We start from the raw sequence: 20,092 nt of genomic DNA on the forward strand, positions 1-20,092 counted from the left end.
AGGATTTGCATGAATGCTATTTTTCGCCCGCACGGTAAGTTTCGAGTTTGGATCGAAGGGCAACTTCTCATCACAGAATTGACTGGGCCTTGGAATCGCGAGCTTATCGAGTACTGGGCCGCGCAAGCCTTGCCGCTCGCTAGTCAATTTTCTGCTGAACATCCATACATAGCCATCACCATAGTGCATGAATCCATCTTGTGTCCTGCCGACGCAATTGATCGCATCGCACGCGCGATACAATATAGCCGTAGTCAACTGCACTGCATAGAAAACGTCATCGTCGCAGCTGATAATGTCGATGGCAAAGATTTACTTAAAACGACTTATCATCGGATTGGCTTGCAGCATTTCTTTAACGATTTTGACAGTGCCAAACATTGGGCGGAACAAGCCATCATTCAGCATGGCAAATCTTCTGTCTAAATTCTGTATCAGCCTACTTTCTCGCTCCGGCCTAAGCTAAACCTGAGCTAAGCCAACACTAGCCCAATACTAAGCCAATAAGAGCCACCCCAAGCCGCACAGAAGTATTTCCAGTTTTGCCCTAAGCTCGGCTATGATGTTTACCATCATTAATGGAGGCAACATGGCATTATTTGATCATCTCTTGGTTATCTTGCTACTGGTAGCGATCAGTGGCTTTTTCTCTATGTCAGAAATCGCGCTCGCCGCAGCGCGTAAAGTCAAACTACAAATTTTAGAAGCCGATGGCGATTTGCGCGCCAGCAAAGTATTAGCGCTGCAGCAAGAACCCGGACATTTTTTTACAGTAGTACAAATCGCGCTAAATGCGATTGCGATTTTGGGTGGTATTTTAGGCGAACAATCCTTAACGCCCTACTTCGCTAAACTATTTCAATCTCTGTTTGGCGATGCGAGCTGGATTGATACTTTGAGTTTTTTGAGTTCATTCATCTTCGTTACTTCAGTCTTTATTTTGCTTGCCGATCTGATGCCGAAAAAGCTGGCGATGGTTGCGCCCGAAAGCGTAGCGATGTTTGTTGTCGCACCTATGATGTTGTGCGTTAAATTATTCAAACCTTTGGTGTGGATATTCAATGGCTTATCGAATTTGATTTTTACAAGCTTTAATTTACCGACCGAACGTGATGATCAAATCACCTCTGACGAGATCCATGCAGTCGTCAATGCAGGCGCCGAGGCTGGCATTTTACAAACCCGCGAACACGATATGATAGGTAATGTGTTTGAACTTGAGAGTCGCACTGTTCCCTCTGCAATGTCTCAACGCGATAGCATCGTCTATTTGAGCTTGCAAGATAATGAAGAAAGCATACGACAAAAAATCGCCGAACATCCTCACACCAAGTTCCTAGTCTGTGACGGGCAAATTGATAAAGTCGTTGGCTATGTCGAATCTAAAGACATCCTCAAACGCATCTTGACCAATCAAGCCTTCTCTAAGGTGCAGGAGTTGTCGCTGCGCACCGCTTTAGTGGTACCCGATTCACTGACTTTATCGGAAATGTTGGAGCAATTCAAAGCTACACGAGAAGACTTTGCGGTGATCTTAAATGAATATGCGCTAGTAGTCGGCATCATTACCTTAAACGATGTTTTAAGCACTTTAATGGATGGCATGGTGCATCCTTATTTAGAAGATCAAATCGTACGTCGCGATGATCAATCTTGGTTAATCGATGGCGCAACCACGATAGAAGATGTATGCCGCGCCCTCGATATAGACGACTTACCGGAGAGTGGCAATTACGAAACCATCGCCGGCTTCATGATGACTATGCTGAGAAAAATTCCTAAGCGCACCGACTTTGTCATGGTTGGGGATTATAAATTTGAAGTAGTCGATATTGATCAATTCCGGATTGATCAATTATTGGTCGTAAAAAAACCTCCTAACGAAGCAAGTCAAAATAAATCCTAAGCGGCTTTTACCGCTTAGAAATCTAGTTACTCCATCTGCGATCCAATCTATAAAAATTCCCTGTCCCATGGACGCCCAAAACGGAACAGGGGATTTTCAAACATCAATACGACGCTTATTTAATTTTCTTGGCAGGAATCGCGCGACCACCTTGATTCAAAATTAATTGCGTCACTTTGCCATCCGCATCTTTTTCAAATTTCAATTGCGCACCAACTTCTGCCGCGCTAAACGTATCAGCGCCGATGGCGACAATACCGACTGGACCTTGCCCTGTTGCTTGTGTAATGAAGCGATTTCCTTCACGTCGCACATTCAAAATAAAGTTAGCTTGTATCTGATAATCACCTTCAAATACCGCAAACTGCTCAGCCGTCATCTCGACCACTTTGGGCGCCTGCGGCAGTACCTCTTTTAATTTGGGATGCGCTACTGAACCGCCGTTTTGATAAACCACTGCTTCATTCACTTCGCCATTCGCTTGACGATTAAATTCAACGCGCAGTAATGAGTTTTGATCTTTAAAGAAAGCATTCTGTGTATAAGCTTGCAATTCAGTACGCGGACCATCAGTGCGGGTCATCACCAATTTATTGCCTTCACGCGTAACGAAGCGACGATTTTTATCATCAATCTTATACACACCGACGTATTGATCTAAGATTTTTTCATCGACACTGATCGCCTTAAATTCTGGAATCGGCTTGCCAATCGCAGCGGACGCCATGCGTGTCGCAATCATTTCTGGTTGCGGCAATCCACGATCGGCATTATGTAACACGGCGACGAACACTTTGTCTTTCGGTAAACGCAAAGCATAAGTCGAAAACCCGGGTATACCGCCTCCATGCGAGAGCATAGTTTGGCCTTCAAATTGCCCTACGCCCCAACCATAAGCATAGTTGGTGTCTTGTCCGTTCTTCAATTTATAAGAAGTAAATGCGCGTTGCCAGCTATCCGCTTTTAATAATTTTCCCGCTGTAATTGCCGCATCCCATTTCGCCAAATCATCCACCGTAGAAGCGATAGAGCCAGCAGCATATGGCTGCGTCATGCTGATCTTCATACTTGAATCAAATACATCGCCAAGCTGAGAATAGCCTTGCGCACGCGCTTGCTGACTACGTTCATGACCTTCGTGTGCGGTGTTATTCATGCCCAGAGGCGTAAAAATATGCTTAGCAACATAATTCGCATAAGTTTCACCACTGACTTTTTCTATGATGGCACCAAGTAAGAAGTAGCCGGAATTATTGTATTTGTAGGCAGTTCCGGGTTCAAATTCCAATGCATCATTTTTAAAGCTATCGACCATCTCGCTGACGCTAATGTCGGTCATCGATTTCGCCATAAATCCAGGCTTGCCGGTGTAACTTGGAATGCCGGAGGTATGGGTCAACAAATGCTCGATCGTGACCAGTTTTCCGCTGGCAGGATAATCAGGAAAAAATTTGCTTACTGGGTCATTCAAAGCTATTTTTCCCGCTTCGATTAACTGCAAAATCGCGACGGCGGTAAATTGTTTGGTAATCGACCCCAAGCGCATCACATGATCCGCTTGCAAGGCCTCCTTAGTACTCAGATTAGCTAAACCATAGGCTTTACGCAGCAAAATTTTGCCGTCTTTGATGACGATTACCGTCGCTCCTGGTTGATCCGCTTTGTAGTAGCCTTTTGCGATTTGATCGAGTTGCTGCATGCTTGGCGCTGTGCCAGCCTCAGACTGGCTCAGCCTATTAAGATTCTGCGCCTGACTGATTGGCGCTTGTAGCAGTAAAAAACTAGCAAATGCAATCGGCGTTAAAGCCAAGATAGTGGTTCTCGACATGATGTTTACCTTTACGTAATTACTCATTCTAAAAATAGCTTATGAAATATATTCTAGTGGTTTAACACAAGATCTTCATCTTAAACAGCTTCGATTTTATTTTCTCAAGCATTACGACAAAACGCAAAAATTCCGGCATCAATCGCCTTCTCTGAGTAGTCAACAAAAATTACCAATCAAAGTTAGTAATTGGATTAGAATAAAAAAGCGAATTTCTCTTGAATGCAATGAGCTTTTCTATATCACCGTGGTTACCCCACCACTTTTACCAATATCTGATTCCCTTTGAAACCACTCAAGCTATTAATCGTTGAAGATAATCCACATATCGCCAAGCAACTAGGTGATTTTCTATCTGGCTTGCAGTGGCAGGTAGATTTTGCGAGTGAAGGCAAGCTCGCTGTACAACTCGCCAGCAAAGAACATTTCGATGTTGTGTTACTCGATCTGAATTTGCCAGATATTGATGGTTTTCAAGTGTGCCAACAAATAAAAGCGCAAGCACCTAGCAATGTCCCCATATTAATGTTGACCGCACGTGATGCATTTGAAGATAAGGCGCGTGGTTTTTCAATGGGTGCCGATGATTACTTAAGCAAGCCATTTGATTTTCGGGAAGTGGCTTTACGTTGTGAAGCATTAAGTCGTCGTCAGCAATTACATCTAAAACAGGAAATTCAGATTGGCAGCTTACGATTATTGGTACGCGACATGCACGCAGATTATGCAGGTCAAAGCCTTGCACTAACTCAAGTTGGTTTTAAGATTCTGCTACTACTAGCGCAAAAATATCCAGATGCAGTCAGTCGCTCGCACATCTTGCATGAAATCTGGGGCGACGATCCACCTCAAAGTGACGCCTTGAAATCCCATATCTACAGCTTACGCAAGCAACTCGAAAGTGCTGCTGGACACGATCTGGTACGCACTGTACATAATCTTGGCTATCAATTGATTACGCCAATTTAATCAAGCCAACAGATCAACAAAGCACCGAATGATATTCGCAAAACTCAACACTAGTATCAAACGACAATTGTTCGTCGCCCTCGCTAGCTTTACACTTTTTTTGTGTGTGAGTTATACCGGCGTCGCGGTCTTGATTGCTTATGTCACGGAAGATACTGTACTTGAAAGCATCTTGAATCACGAAGCGAAGCATCTACAAGAACACTACACAAATACCGCAACTTGGAAACAGCCGAGTATCGCCTTTATGCGCTTGGTTCCCTCGCTAGAGCAATTAGCTGAACCATTAAAATCCGAAGTACAAGAAGCGAATCAACGCAATAAAATGCGAGCAGAAGTCTTTACGCATGAACAAACGCACTTTCACATGATGCGTTTAAGTAAAGATAGCCAAGGTCCCTACCTTGTTGCGGAAGTAAGCCCGTTTTTGGTGGTCGGCAATTTATCAAAAAACTTGGCTGATTTCATGATATTTGTTGCGATTTTCATGCTGGCTGGTGCTTTGCTATTGGCATATCGTTTGGCAAAACATATCGCGGCACCGCTTGTACAATTGAATGAAGAAATCAAAGATGGCATCAATAATCAACATCAAGGCAAATTTACCGCATTGCAGCGCGTCGATGAAATTGGATTTTTAGCGCAAACCCTAAGCCAAAATTTGCAGTCATTACAAGCCGCCTTGCAACGAGAAAGTTTGTTCACTCGCGATGTCAGCCACGAGCTAAGAACGCCGGTTACCATCATTAAAAACTTATTACAAACTGATAGCAAGGCAAACTGGAGCCAGGATGATCGCCAATTACTTAGCGCATCCATGGCCGAAATCGATCAGACTTTGACGATATTATTAGCACTGGCGCGCGCAGAAAATCTTGCATTGGAACAAACTAACTTACAAGCGCATTTAGAACATGCGATTTTGAATCTAGAAAAAACTGCACAAGCCCATCAACGACAGTTCAGCCTCGAATTTGATGATGCGATGTTTGAGAAAAATATCTTCGTCATGGCAAACCCAACACTACTTACATTGTTATTCAACAACCTGCTCAACAATGCCTTATTTCATGGTGGTCAACAGGTTTTGATTCGTATTCACATCGATGCAGATCAGTTAGTGATTGCCAATACAATTCACTCTTCTTCGCCCACGCAGACCAGTGGCTTTACTCACGGCAAAAATTTACTGACACGTATTGCACAAGCACTTGAGTGGTCTATCGAGTTCCAACAAAGTACAAACTACTTCGAGGCGCGCGTTGGTTTTAACTCAATCAGCTAAAAAATTAGCTCGATAATTTCACCTAAATTTCACTCGCATTTCCCTACACTTAGTTGACTATGTATGGCAATAATCGGCTGCAAAAACCTATGAGCAGCTGAATTTTGCGCTATGCATTAACTTACTCAATCTAGGTAAAGGAAATGTATGAAATCACTTCAACTAATGTTACGTGCAATACTAACTATCAGTTTAATCACAGGTTTATCGCTCGCATCGACTGCTGTCAGTGCGCAGGAAAAAGGATTAACACACAAAGAGGAGAAACGACGTTACATCGTCTATACACCAGTGTCGTATGCCAATAATCCTGATAAAAAATACCCATTAGTTTTAAATTTTCATGGTGGCGGCATGACCATGCGCGAACAAATGCTCTACACACAAATGAATAAAACCGCTGAGCAGTTTGATTTCATCGTGGTATATCCGCAAGGATTAGGGAATGTCGGCAAACAAGATTGGAATGTGGGCTTTGACACTTCATACCACGAAGGGACTGACGATGTAGGTTTTACCGATAGTTTATTGAATCAGTTAGAGAAGAATCTGCGAATTGATACTTCGAGAATCTATGCCACAGGCTTATCGCGTGGTGGTTTCTTCGCGCAACGTTTAGCGGCCGAACTCTCACATCGAATCGCGGCAATTGCCTCTGTTGGCGCTAGCTTGCCGATACCTGTCGAGAAAAATCAAACGCCGCGAGGTGAGAAAAAACCGGTCGGCATCTTGATCGCAATGGGAACAGCAGATCAAGTAGTCGCCTATACAGGCAAAGCAGAAGGCTATCTATCTGCAATCGCCAGCTATGAATATTGGATACAACAAAATACTGGCAAAGCACGAGACACATCAATAGAGACCAAGCAATACATCAACCGTGATCCGAATGATGGAACCGAAGTCGACATCTTAGAAAGCAAGGCTGGAACTTTTCAAACTAGTTTAGTCAGTATTCATCAAGGCGGCCATACATGGGCGGGAGCAGATCCTTTCAACATCGGCCTACCTATCGGTAAGACTTCCAATGACATCAACTTAAACGAAGTCATCTGGCAATTCTTTCAGAAGCACAGACGCTAGCGGTTATGCACAGTTTCAAGCGCTGATTCAAAAGCTGATCAAAAATCGGTTTTAGCCGCGCCTGCAAAAATACTGGATGGGATTATGCGAAAATATGAGCGCTTAGCGTTTTTGCCAACAACTTAGGATTCATATCCAGAAAGATGATTACATGATTCAGCTCTATTATTCCCCTGGTACAGCATGCCTCGCCCCGCATTTTTTATTAGAAGAATTAGGATTGGCTTATGAATTAATCCTAGTTGATACAGCAAAACAACAGCATCAAGAAGCGGCCTACTTGCAGCTTAATCCTAAAGGCAAAATTCCTTTTATGGTTGATGGCAACCTTCATCTCAGCGAAAGTGCAGCGATTTGTTTGTACCTGATTGAAAAATATGCAGATGCTCAGCAAGCTGCGCATTTTAATCCTGCCCCTGGTACAGCGGAACGAGCACAGCTTTATCAATGGATGCTGTATTTATCCAATACCTTGCAGGCTGAATTACTGAGTTATTTCTATCCTGAGCGTTTAAGCGACGATGCAGCAGGCGCGGCGCAAGTGAAGGCGCATGCCGAACAACGCGTCGCTTCCATGCTGAGTTATATCGACACCCAATTGAGTAATACAGCGGGCAATTATCTGCTGGGTCATGAACTCAGTTGCGCGGATCTATTTTTATTCATGCTATGTCGATGGACGCGTGGCATGAACAAACCAGCACGCGAATATCCACACTTGAAGCCTTATTTACAAAACATGTTCGAACGCCGCTCTATTCAAGATAGCTTGGCACAAGAAGGTATTAGCGCACCTTACTATTAATTATTTAGAAGAGTGGAAAGCTGCTTTTTTCCACTCTTCTTTGCCTACTCAACTCTAAGTTTGCAGCGATTATTTCAGCGGCATCACTGACTCGATTTGTTCTAAATTTCCAACACTTTCAAGACCTGCAATTCGTTTAGAGAGAAATCTCTAATTGAGACTAATCATCAAGCTCTCATAGCTAAGCTAGTCATTTTCCATTCTATTGTTGCTGTTTTCGGCGTGCTTTTTTGTTGCATCGCAAATTGACCCTGCATGCGGTGATTTTGATAATCCGCAGCAGACCACTTGCATTCAAATCGACGCGGCGCTGATCGCATCACCACAATATCAAGCGGTCATCTTGTCACTAGGCGATAAAACAAAGCATACGCCTAGTGTTCTCGTTTTTCATTCAGGTTGGTCTCAATGGGAGTCGCATGATGAAGTTTAAACGTTTACTTATTTCTTTATTTTTACTCGGCAGTACTTTACTAGCCAATATCGCCAGCGCAGAAAATTACACACTATGGGTCAATGGTCGTGGCGGTGGTGGCGTGATTGGTAATTACGCTAGCTTCACTTATTGGGGACCAGCTTCAACCGCCGCTGGTGTTAATAAAAAGGCTGTCAATTGGGATGGTTATAACAGCATCGCATCACAGAATGGAAAAATCCGCGATGCCTTGGATTGCTTTTGCACGGGAAACAATTGGTGTTACATCGCCACCCATAGCGCGGGCGACTTAATGATGGGTTATACGCTGGCAAACTATGGCAGCTCATCCCGTATGAAGAAAAATGCAGTCGCTAATTCTAGCGGTCAATGCAGCAATTCAGACGGTACCGCACAAACTGGTTGGAATATCAAATGGGTGCGTGCCGCATCTGGTGCTGGCGGCGGCTCCGAGTTATCCGATGCGGGTTCATGGGCACTAAGCGAACCTTTGGTCAAAGACTTAAAGACGACGACAGCACGTGCGATGTATAACCACAATAGCACTGCGAATGTGTGGTTCTATATGTATGCAGGAGCGAAAGGCACCGTTTATTCTGGCATCTTACCTGGCCAAGATGATGAAGCCGTCTCCTATCACAGTACAGGTGGTGTGGCAGGTAGTGCAGGACGCTCGTTGTGTAATCCTAGTGATTGGTTATGCAATGATTTGACCATGGGTACCGCCGCAAATGAAGGCGGCTCAACTAAATGGGCTTATCACTCAGTTGTGTTCCGCGACGATAACGAAACATACAACCACTATGCGAGCGGCAACTGGCTAGGAATTATCTCCGTCGTGCGAACGGCGGTTGTGAATAGTGCGCTGTAGCTAGTTCAGCGATTTCAGTTACAACATCAACAGGATGCGTGCCTACTCAAGCTGGCATCCTGTTTTAAAGCTATACGCCGTCATTTAGTCGGCAATTCGTACGCAATTCAAGTTCAACACACCAATTAGACCCGTCCAGTCCAAGTGAAACCAACGCAATCGAAATCAGGCCACAAGAAAAAAGATGCACCTGCTGTCCAAGCTAACTCTCCAGCTTGGTACAACTCAAAGCTAGTACTGAGCTTGATCAGTGCATTCGCTGTACTGCTGACCTACTTAATTTGGAATAATTTCTTTCGCGTTGAGCAAACACAAGCCGCTAACAATTTGCCCACAAAAAAAGCAGTCAAAACCGCACAAGTTGCCGCAACATCCATAAACACATTGCCAATCGCCATCGCGGATCGCGAAGAACTCAGAAAAAAATTAGTCAGCCAACTTGAAGAGGTCGACCATACTTTGTGTAGTTATCGCGAGGCCAGTAAGTATCCATTAGGTTCACGGCCTATCGACGAACATCCTGATCAGATTTATCCAAATCAAGCGATCACAGAACAACACCCTATGCGGAAACGCGATGGGAAAACCGATGCGACAATTCAAGTTAGTTCTAGTCAATCGCGTGTGTATCTTGCGGCTAATGAGAGCGTTAGTTTTAGCGTACAAGCCAAGGATGCGAATCAACAAAGCTTACCGATATTTGTTACCCGTGCTTTTTCGACTGGACTAAACTTCAATTCTGATCGTCCAAGCAGCCAGCTGCCATTGGCCTTCGCTGACAATGGTCGTGATGGTGACGCGCAAGCGAATGATGGCATTGCCAGCGCTCTATTACATCCTGCCAACACCAGTCTGGCAGGCTTTCACGGCACCATACGCACCGAAATTGAATACACAGTCAACGGTCAAACCGGACGCCTCTTTTTCGACGTCATCTATTCGCCAGAACTTCCCGCAACTTGGGCAGGAAAAATCCGTGATGGTATCGAAAATGGACAATTAGTATTTTATTTGCCTATTGAAGTCAGACAAGCTGGTCGCTACATCGTCAACGCGAGGTTGGATGATGCAAAAGGCCAAGCATTCGCACTGCTGAATTTTAATGATTTGCTGCCACAAGGTCGGACAGAAATCCGTCTAAGCGCAGCTGGAAATTTATTGCGCGATAAAGAAGCCAACTTCCCAATGAGTCTGCGCGACATCGATGGCTATCTACTTAAAGAAAACGTCGATCCTGATCGCTCTCTAATTCCAAGAATTGAGGCTGTAGCGCATAAAACAAAAAATTACTCTCTAAAAGGCTTTTCCGATGCGGAACCGGATACCGAAGAAAGACGACGACATTTGAAGGAATTTAGTAAAGATGTTGAGTTAGCCAAAGCGGCCTTAATTGCATTCGACCCTGAACAAGCACGGCGCGCATTTCCGCAGAGTGCTTGCAGCTTAAAACGTCAGGCGTCAACCATGGGATCTACTACGAAATAAGTCGCTAGTAAAAGCGCAGCACCAGCAGAACTAGCTCAAAACTAACTCAGAACTAGCACAAAAGTAGTTCTGCCCAACCGCGATGAAATCAGCACACAGGTGCAATCATCAAAGATCAACCATCAAGGTTGATACGTTGAATTAACTGTGCAAGAACCGCTTCTGCCTGATCATTTTCAACTTGGCAAGTGCCTGCATTTTCATGACCACCACCGCCATATTCCAACATTAAAGCACCAATATTGGTCTTTGAAGTTCGGTTCAAAATCGACTTACCTGTCGCAAAAACCGTATTCTGCTGTTTCAAACCCCACAGCACATGAATCGAGATATTAATCTCTGGATACATCGCATAAATGACAAAGCGATTACCTGCAAAAATGGTTTCTTCATTGCGCAAATCTAAGACCACCAAATTGCCGAAGACCTTTGCACAACGACTAATTTGTTCTTTGCACTTTGCCGCATGCTCTTGATAAATTTCTACCCGCTCTTTGACGTCAGGTAGTTCCATAATTTGCTCAATGCGATGGTTTCGACAATAGTCGATCAAGTCCATCATCAAGTTGTAATTTGAAATCCGAAATTCACGGAAACGCCCAAGCCCAGTGCGCGCATCCATCAAGAAGTTTAACAAATCCCAATTCGCTGGATTTAAGACTTCTTCGCGATTAAATTGCGCAGCATCCCCTTTATCAACCGCCGCCATCATATCGTCCCATTCGGCTGGAAAAACCTGACGCCCACCATAATGATCATAAACCACCCGTGCCGCCGACGGCGCGTCAGGATGAATCACATGATTGCTACGTTCACCGGGATTACGCAATGTTTCAGATAAATGATGATCAAACGCAAGGTGTACGCCGGGTACGAAAGGTAGGTTGGTTGTGATATCTCTATCACTCACCTCTACTTTGCCATCTTGCATGTCTTTAGGATGCACGAATTTGATATCATCAATTAGCTGTAAATGCTTGAGTAACACAGCACAAACCAAGCCATCAAAGTCACTGCGCGTGATCAAACGATACTTTGGGGACGTTGCAGACATGAACCACCTCTCGATAAAAAGGAAATTCTAGTCTACTCCAAAGTTTTGGTGATTTCGAGAAATATTAAGAGGAAAATCCAAGCTGTTGCGTTTCGATTCAAAGGATTTAATTTACTCTAAAAAAACGCTTTCCATAAAAAAAACTCCATCGCAATGATGGAGTTTTTTTCAGACGGCTACGCGCTTAATTTTAGCTTTAAGTTCAACTTCAAATTCAGCTGTAGTTTCCGTTTTAGTAACGCACTTGCGCACGATAAACCAATTTGCTCGTGCCTTCGGCTGGAACTGTGATTTTCCAAACCGCGGTATTGCTACTTGCCTTGGTGTGTGGATGATTGCTACTTAAGACTTGCCAATCACCTGGCATCGGTTCTTGAACTGTGACGGTGACCGCTTCTTTTTTGGCATTTTTTAAAACCACTTCATAGCCGCTCTCGAATACATAATTGTATTTAGATGTGCCAGCAATTTTCTTGAAATCCGTTTGCTTTTTATCTGCAGTTACATCAAATGCATCACCCAATTTCAAACGTACTTTTTCATTCTTCGGTGTGTGATCTACCCTATCTTCTCCGATGAACTGTGCATTGCCATTACTATCTTTTTTATACACACGAATCACACCTTTTGGCAAAGGCATTCCAAGTTGTGCGCTCTCTTTGTTATCGAACTCGATGAAGGCACCAATCTTCATCTTTTGTCCTAAGTCACCGTAGGCAGATTGGTAGTAATAATCACTGCCTTGTAACAAAAACTCTTTACGCGCAGGAACCCCAGAAGCACCTAGTAATGCAACTTGCTTAGTTTGATTTTCGGCGATGGTGGTCGGACGATTCAAGGTGTATAGATGGTATTCGAACAGCGATTCTTCCTGCATATCCGCCACTTTAGCGACCGGTACAGCAGCCATTGGCATCGCTCTACTACCTGACACCGTGACTCGTTCTCGAACTTGATTGACATCGCCAGCCACCAATTGCAACTTGGCATTCCGATAGCTCGCACCACTCGTATTCGTCAAGGTTACCCAGCCAGAAATATCTAGCTTGTCTTCATTGGAATTGAGTTCAACCACGTAATCAGCTTTCCAAGCTAAGCCGCCCGTCAAATAACTTAACTCAACATCTTGCGTTGCGTTACTCGTATTATTGAGCGACATCACCAGCGTTGGGCGGTCGCGTAGATTCGCAGGTACACCATCGTAGACGATACGACCAGGCATACCCGTCTCAATCCGATTACCGATCTTCATTACCACACCCTCATTGGCCGCTAGCACTTGCGCGACTTCCGTTGATTCAATGCCGGTGGTTGGATGGGTCCGCACAATCGTAACCGTTTGGCCTACATATTTTTCCAATAATTTTCTTGGTGTCAGCAAATCAAAATCAAAGTTTTGCTCGATCACCGAGAGACTACCTGGTGCAGAAATACTGCGCAATAAAGCTGTTTCGGCGCGCATTTTGGCGCTGACATCACGAAAGGCCAAGGCTGTTTGCCCCCGCTTTAAATTGATCTTTCGCTGATCTTTTACCAATGCAAGGTTTTCGTTATAAATCGTCACAGCGACTTCACGCTGATCATTTAACGTACTACGTTGCTCGGTATCCTGCGCGTAGACATTCGCAGAGCATGCTAATAACAGTGAAACGCAACTGAGTGGATAACGCATTTTCATTCCTTCCATCAAGTGAACAAACTGAATCAAACCGTGATCCAGCGCCCTAACTAACTAGGATTACATAACGTAAAAATAGAGCTTTGGGATGACGGACATTAACACGCGGCTAAGTATTTGCAAAACAATTAATGCAACTAAGACAGAAAAATCGATGCCACCCATCGCTGGTAAAACACGACGAATTGGTCGTAGCAAAGGCTCATTCAAAGCGCGAATGATCGGTGCCAGCGGTGCATAAGGATTGACGAAACTTAAGATCGCTTCTAACACGAGCAAGGCCATTAAGCCATATAGTATCCATTGAACCAAGCGTAATAAAGAAGCCAACAACAATACAGCAATATTCAACTGGCCGCCAAATAATAACTCCAGGAGAATAGAAACCATTGCGACTAAAAAAGCGGCAATCAAACTTGCCCAATCTAATCCACCAAAGCCTGGTACTAATCTTCGTATCGGCTTAACCAACCAATCGGTCAATTGATAAATCGCCTGTCCCAAAGAACTAGGTGGCCGCAATCGTAAAGCTTGCATCCAAAATCGTAATAACAAAAAACCGGCGAAAATACCTGCAAGGATTTCGATCACAAATCCAAACAATTCATAAAACATGGATGCTTCCTCAAAAAAAAACCCACTGGGTGATTAACACACAGTGGGTATTGTGCCTGAATAAAACCAGGCGTCCAAGTAAGAAAATTACGCTGGACGTGTACCAGTTGGGAAAGGCCACGCTGCCGTTGGGCTGACAACTGTCTTTGCTTCTGCTGGTGCTGCCGCTGCTGCAGCTGGCTTTGCAGCCGCTGGTTTAGCTGCTTTCTTTGCTGCTGGTTTCGCTGCTGGTTTCGCTGCGGCCTTTTTTGCGGCTGGCTTAGCCGCCGCTTTTTTTGCTGCTGGCTTAGCTGCTGGTTTCGCTGCCGCTTTTTTCGCTGCTGGCTTAGCTGCTGGTTTCGCTGCCGCTTTTTTCGCTGCTGGCTTAGCTGCTGGTTTCGCTGCTACTTTTTTCGCTGCTGGCTTAGCTGCCGCTTTTTTCGCTGCTGGCTTAGCTGCTGGTTTTGCTGCCGCTTTTTTCGCTGCTGGCTTAGCTGCTGGTTTTGCTGCCGCTTTTTTCGCTGCTGGCTTAGCTGCTGGTTTTGCTACTGCTTTTTTTGCTGCTGGCTTAGCTGCTGGTTTTGCCGCTACTTTTTTCGCTGCTGGCTTAGCTGCTGGTTTCGCTGCCGCTTTTTTCGCTGCTGGTTTCGCTGCTACTTTTTTCGCTGCTGGCTTAGCTGCTGGTTTCGCTGCCGCTTTTTTCGCTGCTGGCTTAGCTGCTGGTTTCGCTGCCGCTTTTTTCGCTGCTGGCTTAGCTGCTGGTTTTGCCGCCGCTTTCGCTGCTGGCTTAGCTGCTGGTTTTGCCGCCGCTTTCGCTGCTGGCTTAGCTGCTGGTTTCGCTGCTACTTTTTTCGCAGCTGGTTTTGCTGCAGGTTTCGCTGCTGCTTTCTTTGCCGCCGGTTTTGCCGCAGGCTTAGCTGCTGCTTTCTTGGCTTCGGGTGCTGTTGCCATTTTGTTTCTCCTTCACGTTAGTCGGAAAAAATCAGATTAAAGTTAAAATCCGCTCTCTTTCTAGTAAGCGGATTATTCATCGGCACAAACATGACATCTGGTTGCGCTAATGAATTCGGCACCGACTATCTTATTCACTCCCGCTTCAGAATAAGACGGTCATATGGCTTTGTCGTTTGCCCTTTTTTATTCTTCGCTACAGGCAGACCTTAACACTTGATGACAACAGCCAAAACGCTATTTATAAAAAACTAGCGTTGGAATTCTTTATTTCAAATTGCTTTTAAATCCGCTCTCAGCTCACAAACAGTTTGCCAATTGCATTTCGGATTTTCCAAACACAAAAGCGCAACACCCAGTCTCGCTGGGGTCGCGCTATCTAAACTTACCACATCGAATGAGTCTAAAAAGTTCATTCAGTTTTGTGAAGCCTTTCTTGTTCAATTACTTTGGTCGCATTTTACTGTCTTTACGATTTTTTGTCTTGAACACTTTCGACTACAAAAATTGATTCTAATGATTTATTCCCAATTGAGTGCGCCACCTGTTTGATATTCGATGACACGGGTCTCAAAGAAGTTCCGCTCTTTTTTCAAGTCGATCATTTCGCTCATCCACGGGAAAGGATTTTCTTCTTGTGGGAACAAAACATCCAGACCGATTTGTTGTGCGCGACGATTTGCGATGAACCGTAAATAGCCTTTAAACATAGGCGCATTCAAGCCGAGTACTCCTCGCGGCATTGTATCCTCTGCGTAACGATATTCCAACTCAACCGCACGTAAAAACAACGATTTAATTTCGTCGCGAAATGCAGCAGTCCACAAATGTGGATTTTCCATTTTGATCGTGTTGATCAAATCGATTCCGAAATTGCAGTGCATCGATTCATCACGCAGGATGTACTGGTATTGTTCCGCAGCACCCATCATTTTATTCTGACGACCGAGCGCCAGAATTTGTGTGAAGCCAACATAGAAGAAAAGCCCTTCCATCAAGCACGCAAAAACGATCAACGAGCGCAATAGCGTTTGGTCCGCTTCCGTAGTGCCTGTCTTGAATTCCGGGTTCGTCAACACATCGATGAATGGAATCAAGAATTGATCTTTGTCGCGAATCGATTCAACTTCGTTGTATGCATTGAAGATCTCGGCCTCATCTAAACCAAGTGATTCAACGATGTACTGGTATGCATGCGTATGAATCGCTTCTTCAAATGCTTGACGCAATAAATATTGGCGACATTCTGGCGCAGTGATGTGGCGGTAGGTGCCGAGCACAATATTATTCGCAGCTAAAGAGTCGGCGGTGACAAAAAATCCGAGATTACGTTTAACCAAGCGACGTTCATCTTCAGTCAAGCCATTTGGGTTTTTCCACAGCTCGATATCGCGCTGCATATTGATCTCTTGTGGCATCCAATGGTTAGCACAACCCGCCAAATATTTATCCCAAGCCCATTTATATTTAAACGGAACCAACTGGTTCACATCAGTCTGTCCATTGATAATCCGCTTGTCCGCAGCATTGACACGACGACCAATATCTTCCGCGCTCACGACGACAGGCTTGGTTACCAAGGCTGGATTCAAAGCGACGTCTTGCGTTTGCATACGCGTTTGATATTGATCAAATTGATTCGCAACGCCTGCTGGTGCTGGTGGTTGCATGGCCGGACGTGGCGCCGGTGCCGCTGGTGCGACTTCATCATCCCATGAAAGCATGTGACATTCCTTATTTGTTAAATTTTGCTAAGTTCGGTTCAGTGCAAGTTTATTCAGCGAAGTTGATCATCGCAGTACATGATGCAGTGATCAACTAGCGTGATCACTGCATGCTTGCAGCGCTTATTCGCAGCTTATTGGCACGCTTCGCATTCTTCAAAGCCTGGATCACCTGGGCGCAAGTAACATGCAGCTCCCTCGGCTTCAACTGCTGGCAATGCGCTAACTTCTGCACTCGCCGCATAGCTGCCATGACCGCCATCAACCGCCACTGCATTCAAAGCACCTGTCTTACTGGTGGATTTTTCAGTATGGGTCGCACCGATCGTACGCAAGTAATAGGTGGTTTTTAAACCGCGCAACCAAGCCAGCTTATAAGTTTCATCCAACTTCTTACCTGAAGCACCAGCCATGTAGATATTCAAAGACTGCGCTTGATCGATCCATTTTTGACGGCGTGATGCCGCTTCTACCAACCATGTTGGACTGATTTCAAATGCCGTCGCATATAACTCACGCAGATCTTCTGGAATACGATCGATCTTTGCCAAGCTACCGTCAAAGTATTTGAGATCAGAAATCATCACGTCATCCCACAAGCCACGTTCTTTCAAATCACGTACCAAGTGTTCATTGATTTCAGTGAATTCACCTGACAAGTTTGATTTCACGTACAAGTTTTGATAAGTAGGCTCAATACAGGCTGAGACACCGATAATATTGGAGATCGTCGCGGTCGGTGCAATTGCTACGCAATTGGAGTTACGCATACCGTATTGTTTGATACGATCACGCACAATCGACCAGTCCATTGTTTCTGAGCTATCGACTTCTAAATAACCGCCGCGTTCTTGAGCCAATAACTTCACAGAATCCTGCGGCAAAATACCGCGATCCCACAAAGAGCCTGTGTAAGAACTATAACGACCGCGCTCTTGCGCTAATTCTGTCGACGCCAAATACGCGTAGTAGCACACTGCTTCCATCGATGTATCAGCAAACTGCACCGCATCCATCGATGCGTAAGGAATGCGCATCATATGTAAGCAGTCTTGGAAACCCATGATACCCAAACCAACTGGACGATGACGCAAGTTAGAATCACGCGCCTTCTTCACTGCATAGTAATTAATATCAATCACGTTATCCAACATGCGCATCGCTGTTGTGATAGTACGTTTGAGTTTTTCGTGATCCAACTTGCCATCTTTCATATGGGCTGGCATGTTGACGGAACCCAAGTTACAGACCGCGATTTCACTATCATTGGTGTTCAGTGTAATTTCTGTACACAAGTTCGAACTATGCACAACGCCGACATGCTGTTGTGGTGAACGGATATTGCAAGGATCTTTGAACGTGATCCAAGGATGACCTGTCTCAAACAACATCGACAACATCTTGCGCCACAGATCTAAAGCTGGAACTTTTTTCGATAACTTAATTTCACCAGCAGCTGCTTTTGCTTCGTATGCTGTGTACGCTTCTTCGAATGCCTTACCAAACTTATCATGCAGATCAGGTACGTCAGACGGTGAGAACAAGGTCCACTCGCCTTTTTCCATCACACGTTTCATGAACAAATCTGGAATCCAGTTGGAAGTATTCATGTCATGCGTACGACGACGATCATCACCGGTGTTTTTACGTAATTCCAAAAATTCTTCAACGTCCATATGCCAAGTTTCGAGATAAGCGCAAACTGCGCCTTTACGCTTACCACCTTGGTTGACCGCGACAGCGGTATCGTTCACCACTTTCAAGAATGGCACCACGCCTTGTGATTTGCCATTCGTCCCTTTGATATGCGCACCTAAAGAGCGTACTGGGGTCCAGTCATTGCCCAAGCCACCTGCATATTTCGCCAACAAGGCATTTTCTTTGATCGCTTCATAGATGCCATCGAGATCATCGGCAACTGTAGTCAAATAGCAAGACGACAATTGTGAGCGTTGCGTACCACTATTAAATAGTGTTGGTGTCGAACTCATGAAGTCGAAGGTCGACAACAAGTTATAGAATTCAATCGCACGAGCTTCGCGATCGATCTCATTTAAAGCCAAGCCCATTGCTACACGCATATAAAACGCTTGCGGCATTTCAATACGGATATCGCGCACATGCAAGAAATAACGATCGTATAAAGTCTGCAAGCCGATATAACCAAATTGCAAATCACGGTCAGCGACCAAGGCTTTTGCCAAACGTTTCAAATCAAATTGCGCTAATTTGGTATCCAGTAAACCAGCTTCGATCCCTTTTTTGATAAATTTCGGGAAGTATTCTACGTATTCATCCGCGGCATCTTTTTGCGCCACTTCGCGTTTAAACACTTCTTTACGAACTGTATGCAACAACAGACGTGCAGTAACTTGGCTGTATGCTGGTTCTTTTTCCATCATCGCACGTGCCGCCAAAATCGCCGATTTATGCAATTCTTCTACAGGGACGCCGTCATACAAATTCTTTAAAGTTTCGATCAGAATGGCTTCTGCATCCACCAAAGACTCTAGGCCAACACAAGCGGCGGAAATCAAAGCGCGCACTTGCGCTACTTCTAGCACCTGCGGACGACCATCAACGATGACGTGGATTTGCGGTGCCGCTGCATCGGACTTGCCCGCTGCTTGCGCTTCTAATTGTTGACGACGCTCTTCCATCCGTTTGGCGCGATATAACACATAGGCGCGCGCTACATCATGTTCACCAGAGCGCATCAAGGCCAATTCAACTTGATCTTGGATATCTTCAATATGGAAAGTGCCACCATTTGGCTGACGGCGCATCAAAGCATTGACGACATTAGAAGTTAACTGCTCAACCAACTCACGAATTCTTGCCGATGCAGCACCTTGACCGCCATTCACAGCCAAAAATGCCTTCGTTACTGCAATCGCGATTTTAGACGGCTCAAAACCAACGACGGCGCCGTTGCGACGAATGATTCGATAGTCGCTAAAACTCGCGGTTGGAACAGTTGAACGCATTTCCAAACTTGCTTGTGCCGCTGCTGCATCAAATGCTTGGGATGGTGATATTTCTAATGAAGAGTGCATTTCGCCTCCAGGTTTAGGGTCTTATTAAATGTCAAAATTGAGCGTCGAACTTTAGTTATCGATTGACACATCGGAGTGATTCGTCAAACTAAAGTGAATATCTGCTCGGGTGCTGCGGAATTTACTCAAACTACCGTACTGCCTGAGGTCAAACGATCATCAACCTCAATTTCAACTTCGGCTCATGCTTATTTGAATTCAGATAAACGACAAATTCGGAATTGAGTTATTCCACTCAATCCATCAAGATTTGCGTCACTTACTTAGGTTCAAAACAAGCGAAAAAATAATTTTGGGAAACTTTCCAAAAAACACTATATCTAGTGTGATTATTTTCATTTGCACTAATTCTAGTGTCCAGCTCTGC

At 44.8% G+C, this 20,092-nt stretch carries 15 protein-coding genes; 8 read left to right on the forward strand and 7 right to left on the reverse strand.

What is annotated here, in order from left to right; translation table 11 throughout:
* The first annotated feature begins 9 nt into the window (after window positions 1–9).
* The gene (locus tag KDM92_RS06515; protein ID WP_212683587.1) at window positions 10–426 is read left to right on the forward strand and encodes a hypothetical protein; all 417 of its coding nucleotides are present in this window, start codon (window positions 10–12) and stop codon (window positions 424–426) included.
* A gap of 163 nt (window positions 427–589) precedes the next feature.
* Complete coding sequence (gene paeA, locus KDM92_RS06520) at window positions 590–1,906, forward strand: polyamine export protein PaeA (RefSeq protein ID WP_212683588.1); 1,317 nt, start codon at window positions 590–592, stop codon at window positions 1,904–1,906.
* Window positions 1,907–2,021: 115 nt separating this feature from the next.
* Here the strand turns inward: paeA and KDM92_RS06525 are convergent, their stop codons facing one another.
* Entirely contained in the window at window positions 2,022–3,734 is a 1,713-nt protein-coding gene (locus KDM92_RS06525) for a serine hydrolase (RefSeq protein WP_212683589.1), read from the reverse strand.
* 285 nt (window positions 3,735–4,019) lie between these two features.
* Here KDM92_RS06525 and KDM92_RS06530 point away from each other — a divergent pair, with 285 nt between their 5' ends.
* From KDM92_RS06530 to KDM92_RS06555, 6 genes are all read left to right on the forward strand, one after another.
* Entirely contained in the window at window positions 4,020–4,703 is a 684-nt protein-coding gene (locus KDM92_RS06530; RefSeq protein WP_212683590.1) for a response regulator transcription factor, read from the forward strand.
* A 28-nt stretch (window positions 4,704–4,731) separates the two neighbouring features.
* A complete protein-coding gene (locus KDM92_RS06535; protein WP_212683591.1) occupies window positions 4,732–5,988 on the forward strand; it encodes a sensor histidine kinase in 1,257 nt (418 codons plus the stop codon).
* Window positions 5,989–6,135: 147 nt separating this feature from the next.
* Window positions 6,136–7,071 (forward strand): CE1 family esterase, encoded by a 936-nt coding sequence (locus KDM92_RS06540; RefSeq protein ID WP_230408208.1) that lies wholly within the window; start codon window positions 6,136–6,138, stop codon window positions 7,069–7,071.
* Between the two features lie 151 nt (window positions 7,072–7,222).
* The gene (locus tag KDM92_RS06545; protein ID WP_212683592.1) at window positions 7,223–7,876 is read left to right on the forward strand and encodes a glutathione S-transferase family protein; all 654 of its coding nucleotides are present in this window, start codon (window positions 7,223–7,225) and stop codon (window positions 7,874–7,876) included.
* Window positions 7,877–8,298: 422 nt separating this feature from the next.
* The gene (locus tag KDM92_RS06550; protein ID WP_230408209.1) at window positions 8,299–9,183 is read left to right on the forward strand and encodes a hypothetical protein; all 885 of its coding nucleotides are present in this window, start codon (window positions 8,299–8,301) and stop codon (window positions 9,181–9,183) included.
* A gap of 144 nt (window positions 9,184–9,327) precedes the next feature.
* Window positions 9,328–10,668 (forward strand): hypothetical protein, encoded by a 1,341-nt coding sequence (locus KDM92_RS06555; protein WP_212683594.1) that lies wholly within the window; start codon window positions 9,328–9,330, stop codon window positions 10,666–10,668.
* Window positions 10,669–10,783: 115 nt separating this feature from the next.
* Here KDM92_RS06555 and KDM92_RS06560 read toward each other — a convergent pair whose 3' ends face one another.
* From KDM92_RS06560 to KDM92_RS06585, 6 genes are all read right to left on the reverse strand, one after another.
* The gene (locus KDM92_RS06560) at window positions 10,784–11,722 is read right to left on the reverse strand and encodes an exopolyphosphatase (protein WP_212683595.1); all 939 of its coding nucleotides are present in this window, start codon (window positions 11,720–11,722) and stop codon (window positions 10,784–10,786) included.
* A 232-nt stretch (window positions 11,723–11,954) separates the two neighbouring features.
* Window positions 11,955–13,394: a DUF4139 domain-containing protein gene (locus tag KDM92_RS06565; RefSeq protein ID WP_212683596.1), complete on the reverse strand. Its 1,440-nt coding sequence runs from the start codon at window positions 13,392–13,394 to the stop codon at window positions 11,955–11,957.
* Between the two features lie 66 nt (window positions 13,395–13,460).
* Entirely contained in the window at window positions 13,461–14,015 is a 555-nt protein-coding gene (locus KDM92_RS06570; RefSeq protein WP_212683597.1) for a YggT family protein, read from the reverse strand.
* Between the two features lie 87 nt (window positions 14,016–14,102).
* Window positions 14,103–14,945: a hypothetical protein gene (locus KDM92_RS06575; protein ID WP_212683598.1), complete on the reverse strand. Its 843-nt coding sequence runs from the start codon at window positions 14,943–14,945 to the stop codon at window positions 14,103–14,105.
* Between the two features lie 521 nt (window positions 14,946–15,466).
* On the reverse strand, window positions 15,467–16,669 hold the full coding sequence (locus tag KDM92_RS06580) for a ribonucleotide-diphosphate reductase subunit beta (protein ID WP_189345834.1): 1,203 nt from the start codon (window positions 16,667–16,669) through the stop codon (window positions 15,467–15,469).
* 134 nt (window positions 16,670–16,803) lie between these two features.
* Window positions 16,804–19,725: a ribonucleoside-diphosphate reductase subunit alpha gene (locus KDM92_RS06585; protein ID WP_212683599.1), complete on the reverse strand. Its 2,922-nt coding sequence runs from the start codon at window positions 19,723–19,725 to the stop codon at window positions 16,804–16,806.
* Window positions 19,726–20,092 lie beyond the last annotated feature (367 nt).

This window comes from Affinundibacterium baiyunense, assembly GCF_018139645.1.
GTDB lineage: Bacteria > Pseudomonadota > Gammaproteobacteria > Burkholderiales > Burkholderiaceae_D > Undibacterium > Undibacterium baiyunense.

What these genes read in the sequence shown, in the direction of transcription:
- KDM92_RS06575 (WP_212683598.1), bottom strand. Translation starts at nt 14,945, where the DNA reads ATGGCAACAGCACCCGAAGCCAAGAAAGCAGCAGCTAAGCCTGCGGCA.
- KDM92_RS06525 (WP_212683589.1), bottom strand. Translation starts at nt 3,734, where the DNA reads ATGTCGAGAACCACTATCTTGGCTTTAACGCCGATTGCATTTGCTAGT.
- KDM92_RS06540 (WP_230408208.1), top strand. Translation starts at nt 6,136, where the DNA reads ATGAAATCACTTCAACTAATGTTACGTGCAATACTAACTATCAGTTTA.
- KDM92_RS06550 (WP_230408209.1), top strand. Translation starts at nt 8,299, where the DNA reads ATGAAGTTTAAACGTTTACTTATTTCTTTATTTTTACTCGGCAGTACT.
- KDM92_RS06585 (WP_212683599.1), bottom strand. Translation starts at nt 19,725, where the DNA reads ATGCACTCTTCATTAGAAATATCACCATCCCAAGCATTTGATGCAGCA.
- KDM92_RS06535 (WP_212683591.1), top strand. Translation starts at nt 4,732, where the DNA reads ATGATATTCGCAAAACTCAACACTAGTATCAAACGACAATTGTTCGTC.
- paeA (WP_212683588.1), top strand. Translation starts at nt 590, where the DNA reads ATGGCATTATTTGATCATCTCTTGGTTATCTTGCTACTGGTAGCGATC.
- KDM92_RS06545 (WP_212683592.1), top strand. Translation starts at nt 7,223, where the DNA reads ATGATTCAGCTCTATTATTCCCCTGGTACAGCATGCCTCGCCCCGCAT.
- KDM92_RS06515 (WP_212683587.1), top strand. Translation starts at nt 10, where the DNA reads ATGAATGCTATTTTTCGCCCGCACGGTAAGTTTCGAGTTTGGATCGAA.
- KDM92_RS06570 (WP_212683597.1), bottom strand. Translation starts at nt 14,015, where the DNA reads ATGTTTTATGAATTGTTTGGATTTGTGATCGAAATCCTTGCAGGTATT.
- KDM92_RS06565 (WP_212683596.1), bottom strand. Translation starts at nt 13,394, where the DNA reads ATGCGTTATCCACTCAGTTGCGTTTCACTGTTATTAGCATGCTCTGCG.
- KDM92_RS06560 (WP_212683595.1), bottom strand. Translation starts at nt 11,722, where the DNA reads ATGTCTGCAACGTCCCCAAAGTATCGTTTGATCACGCGCAGTGACTTT.
- KDM92_RS06580 (WP_189345834.1), bottom strand. Translation starts at nt 16,669, where the DNA reads ATGCTTTCATGGGATGATGAAGTCGCACCAGCGGCACCGGCGCCACGT.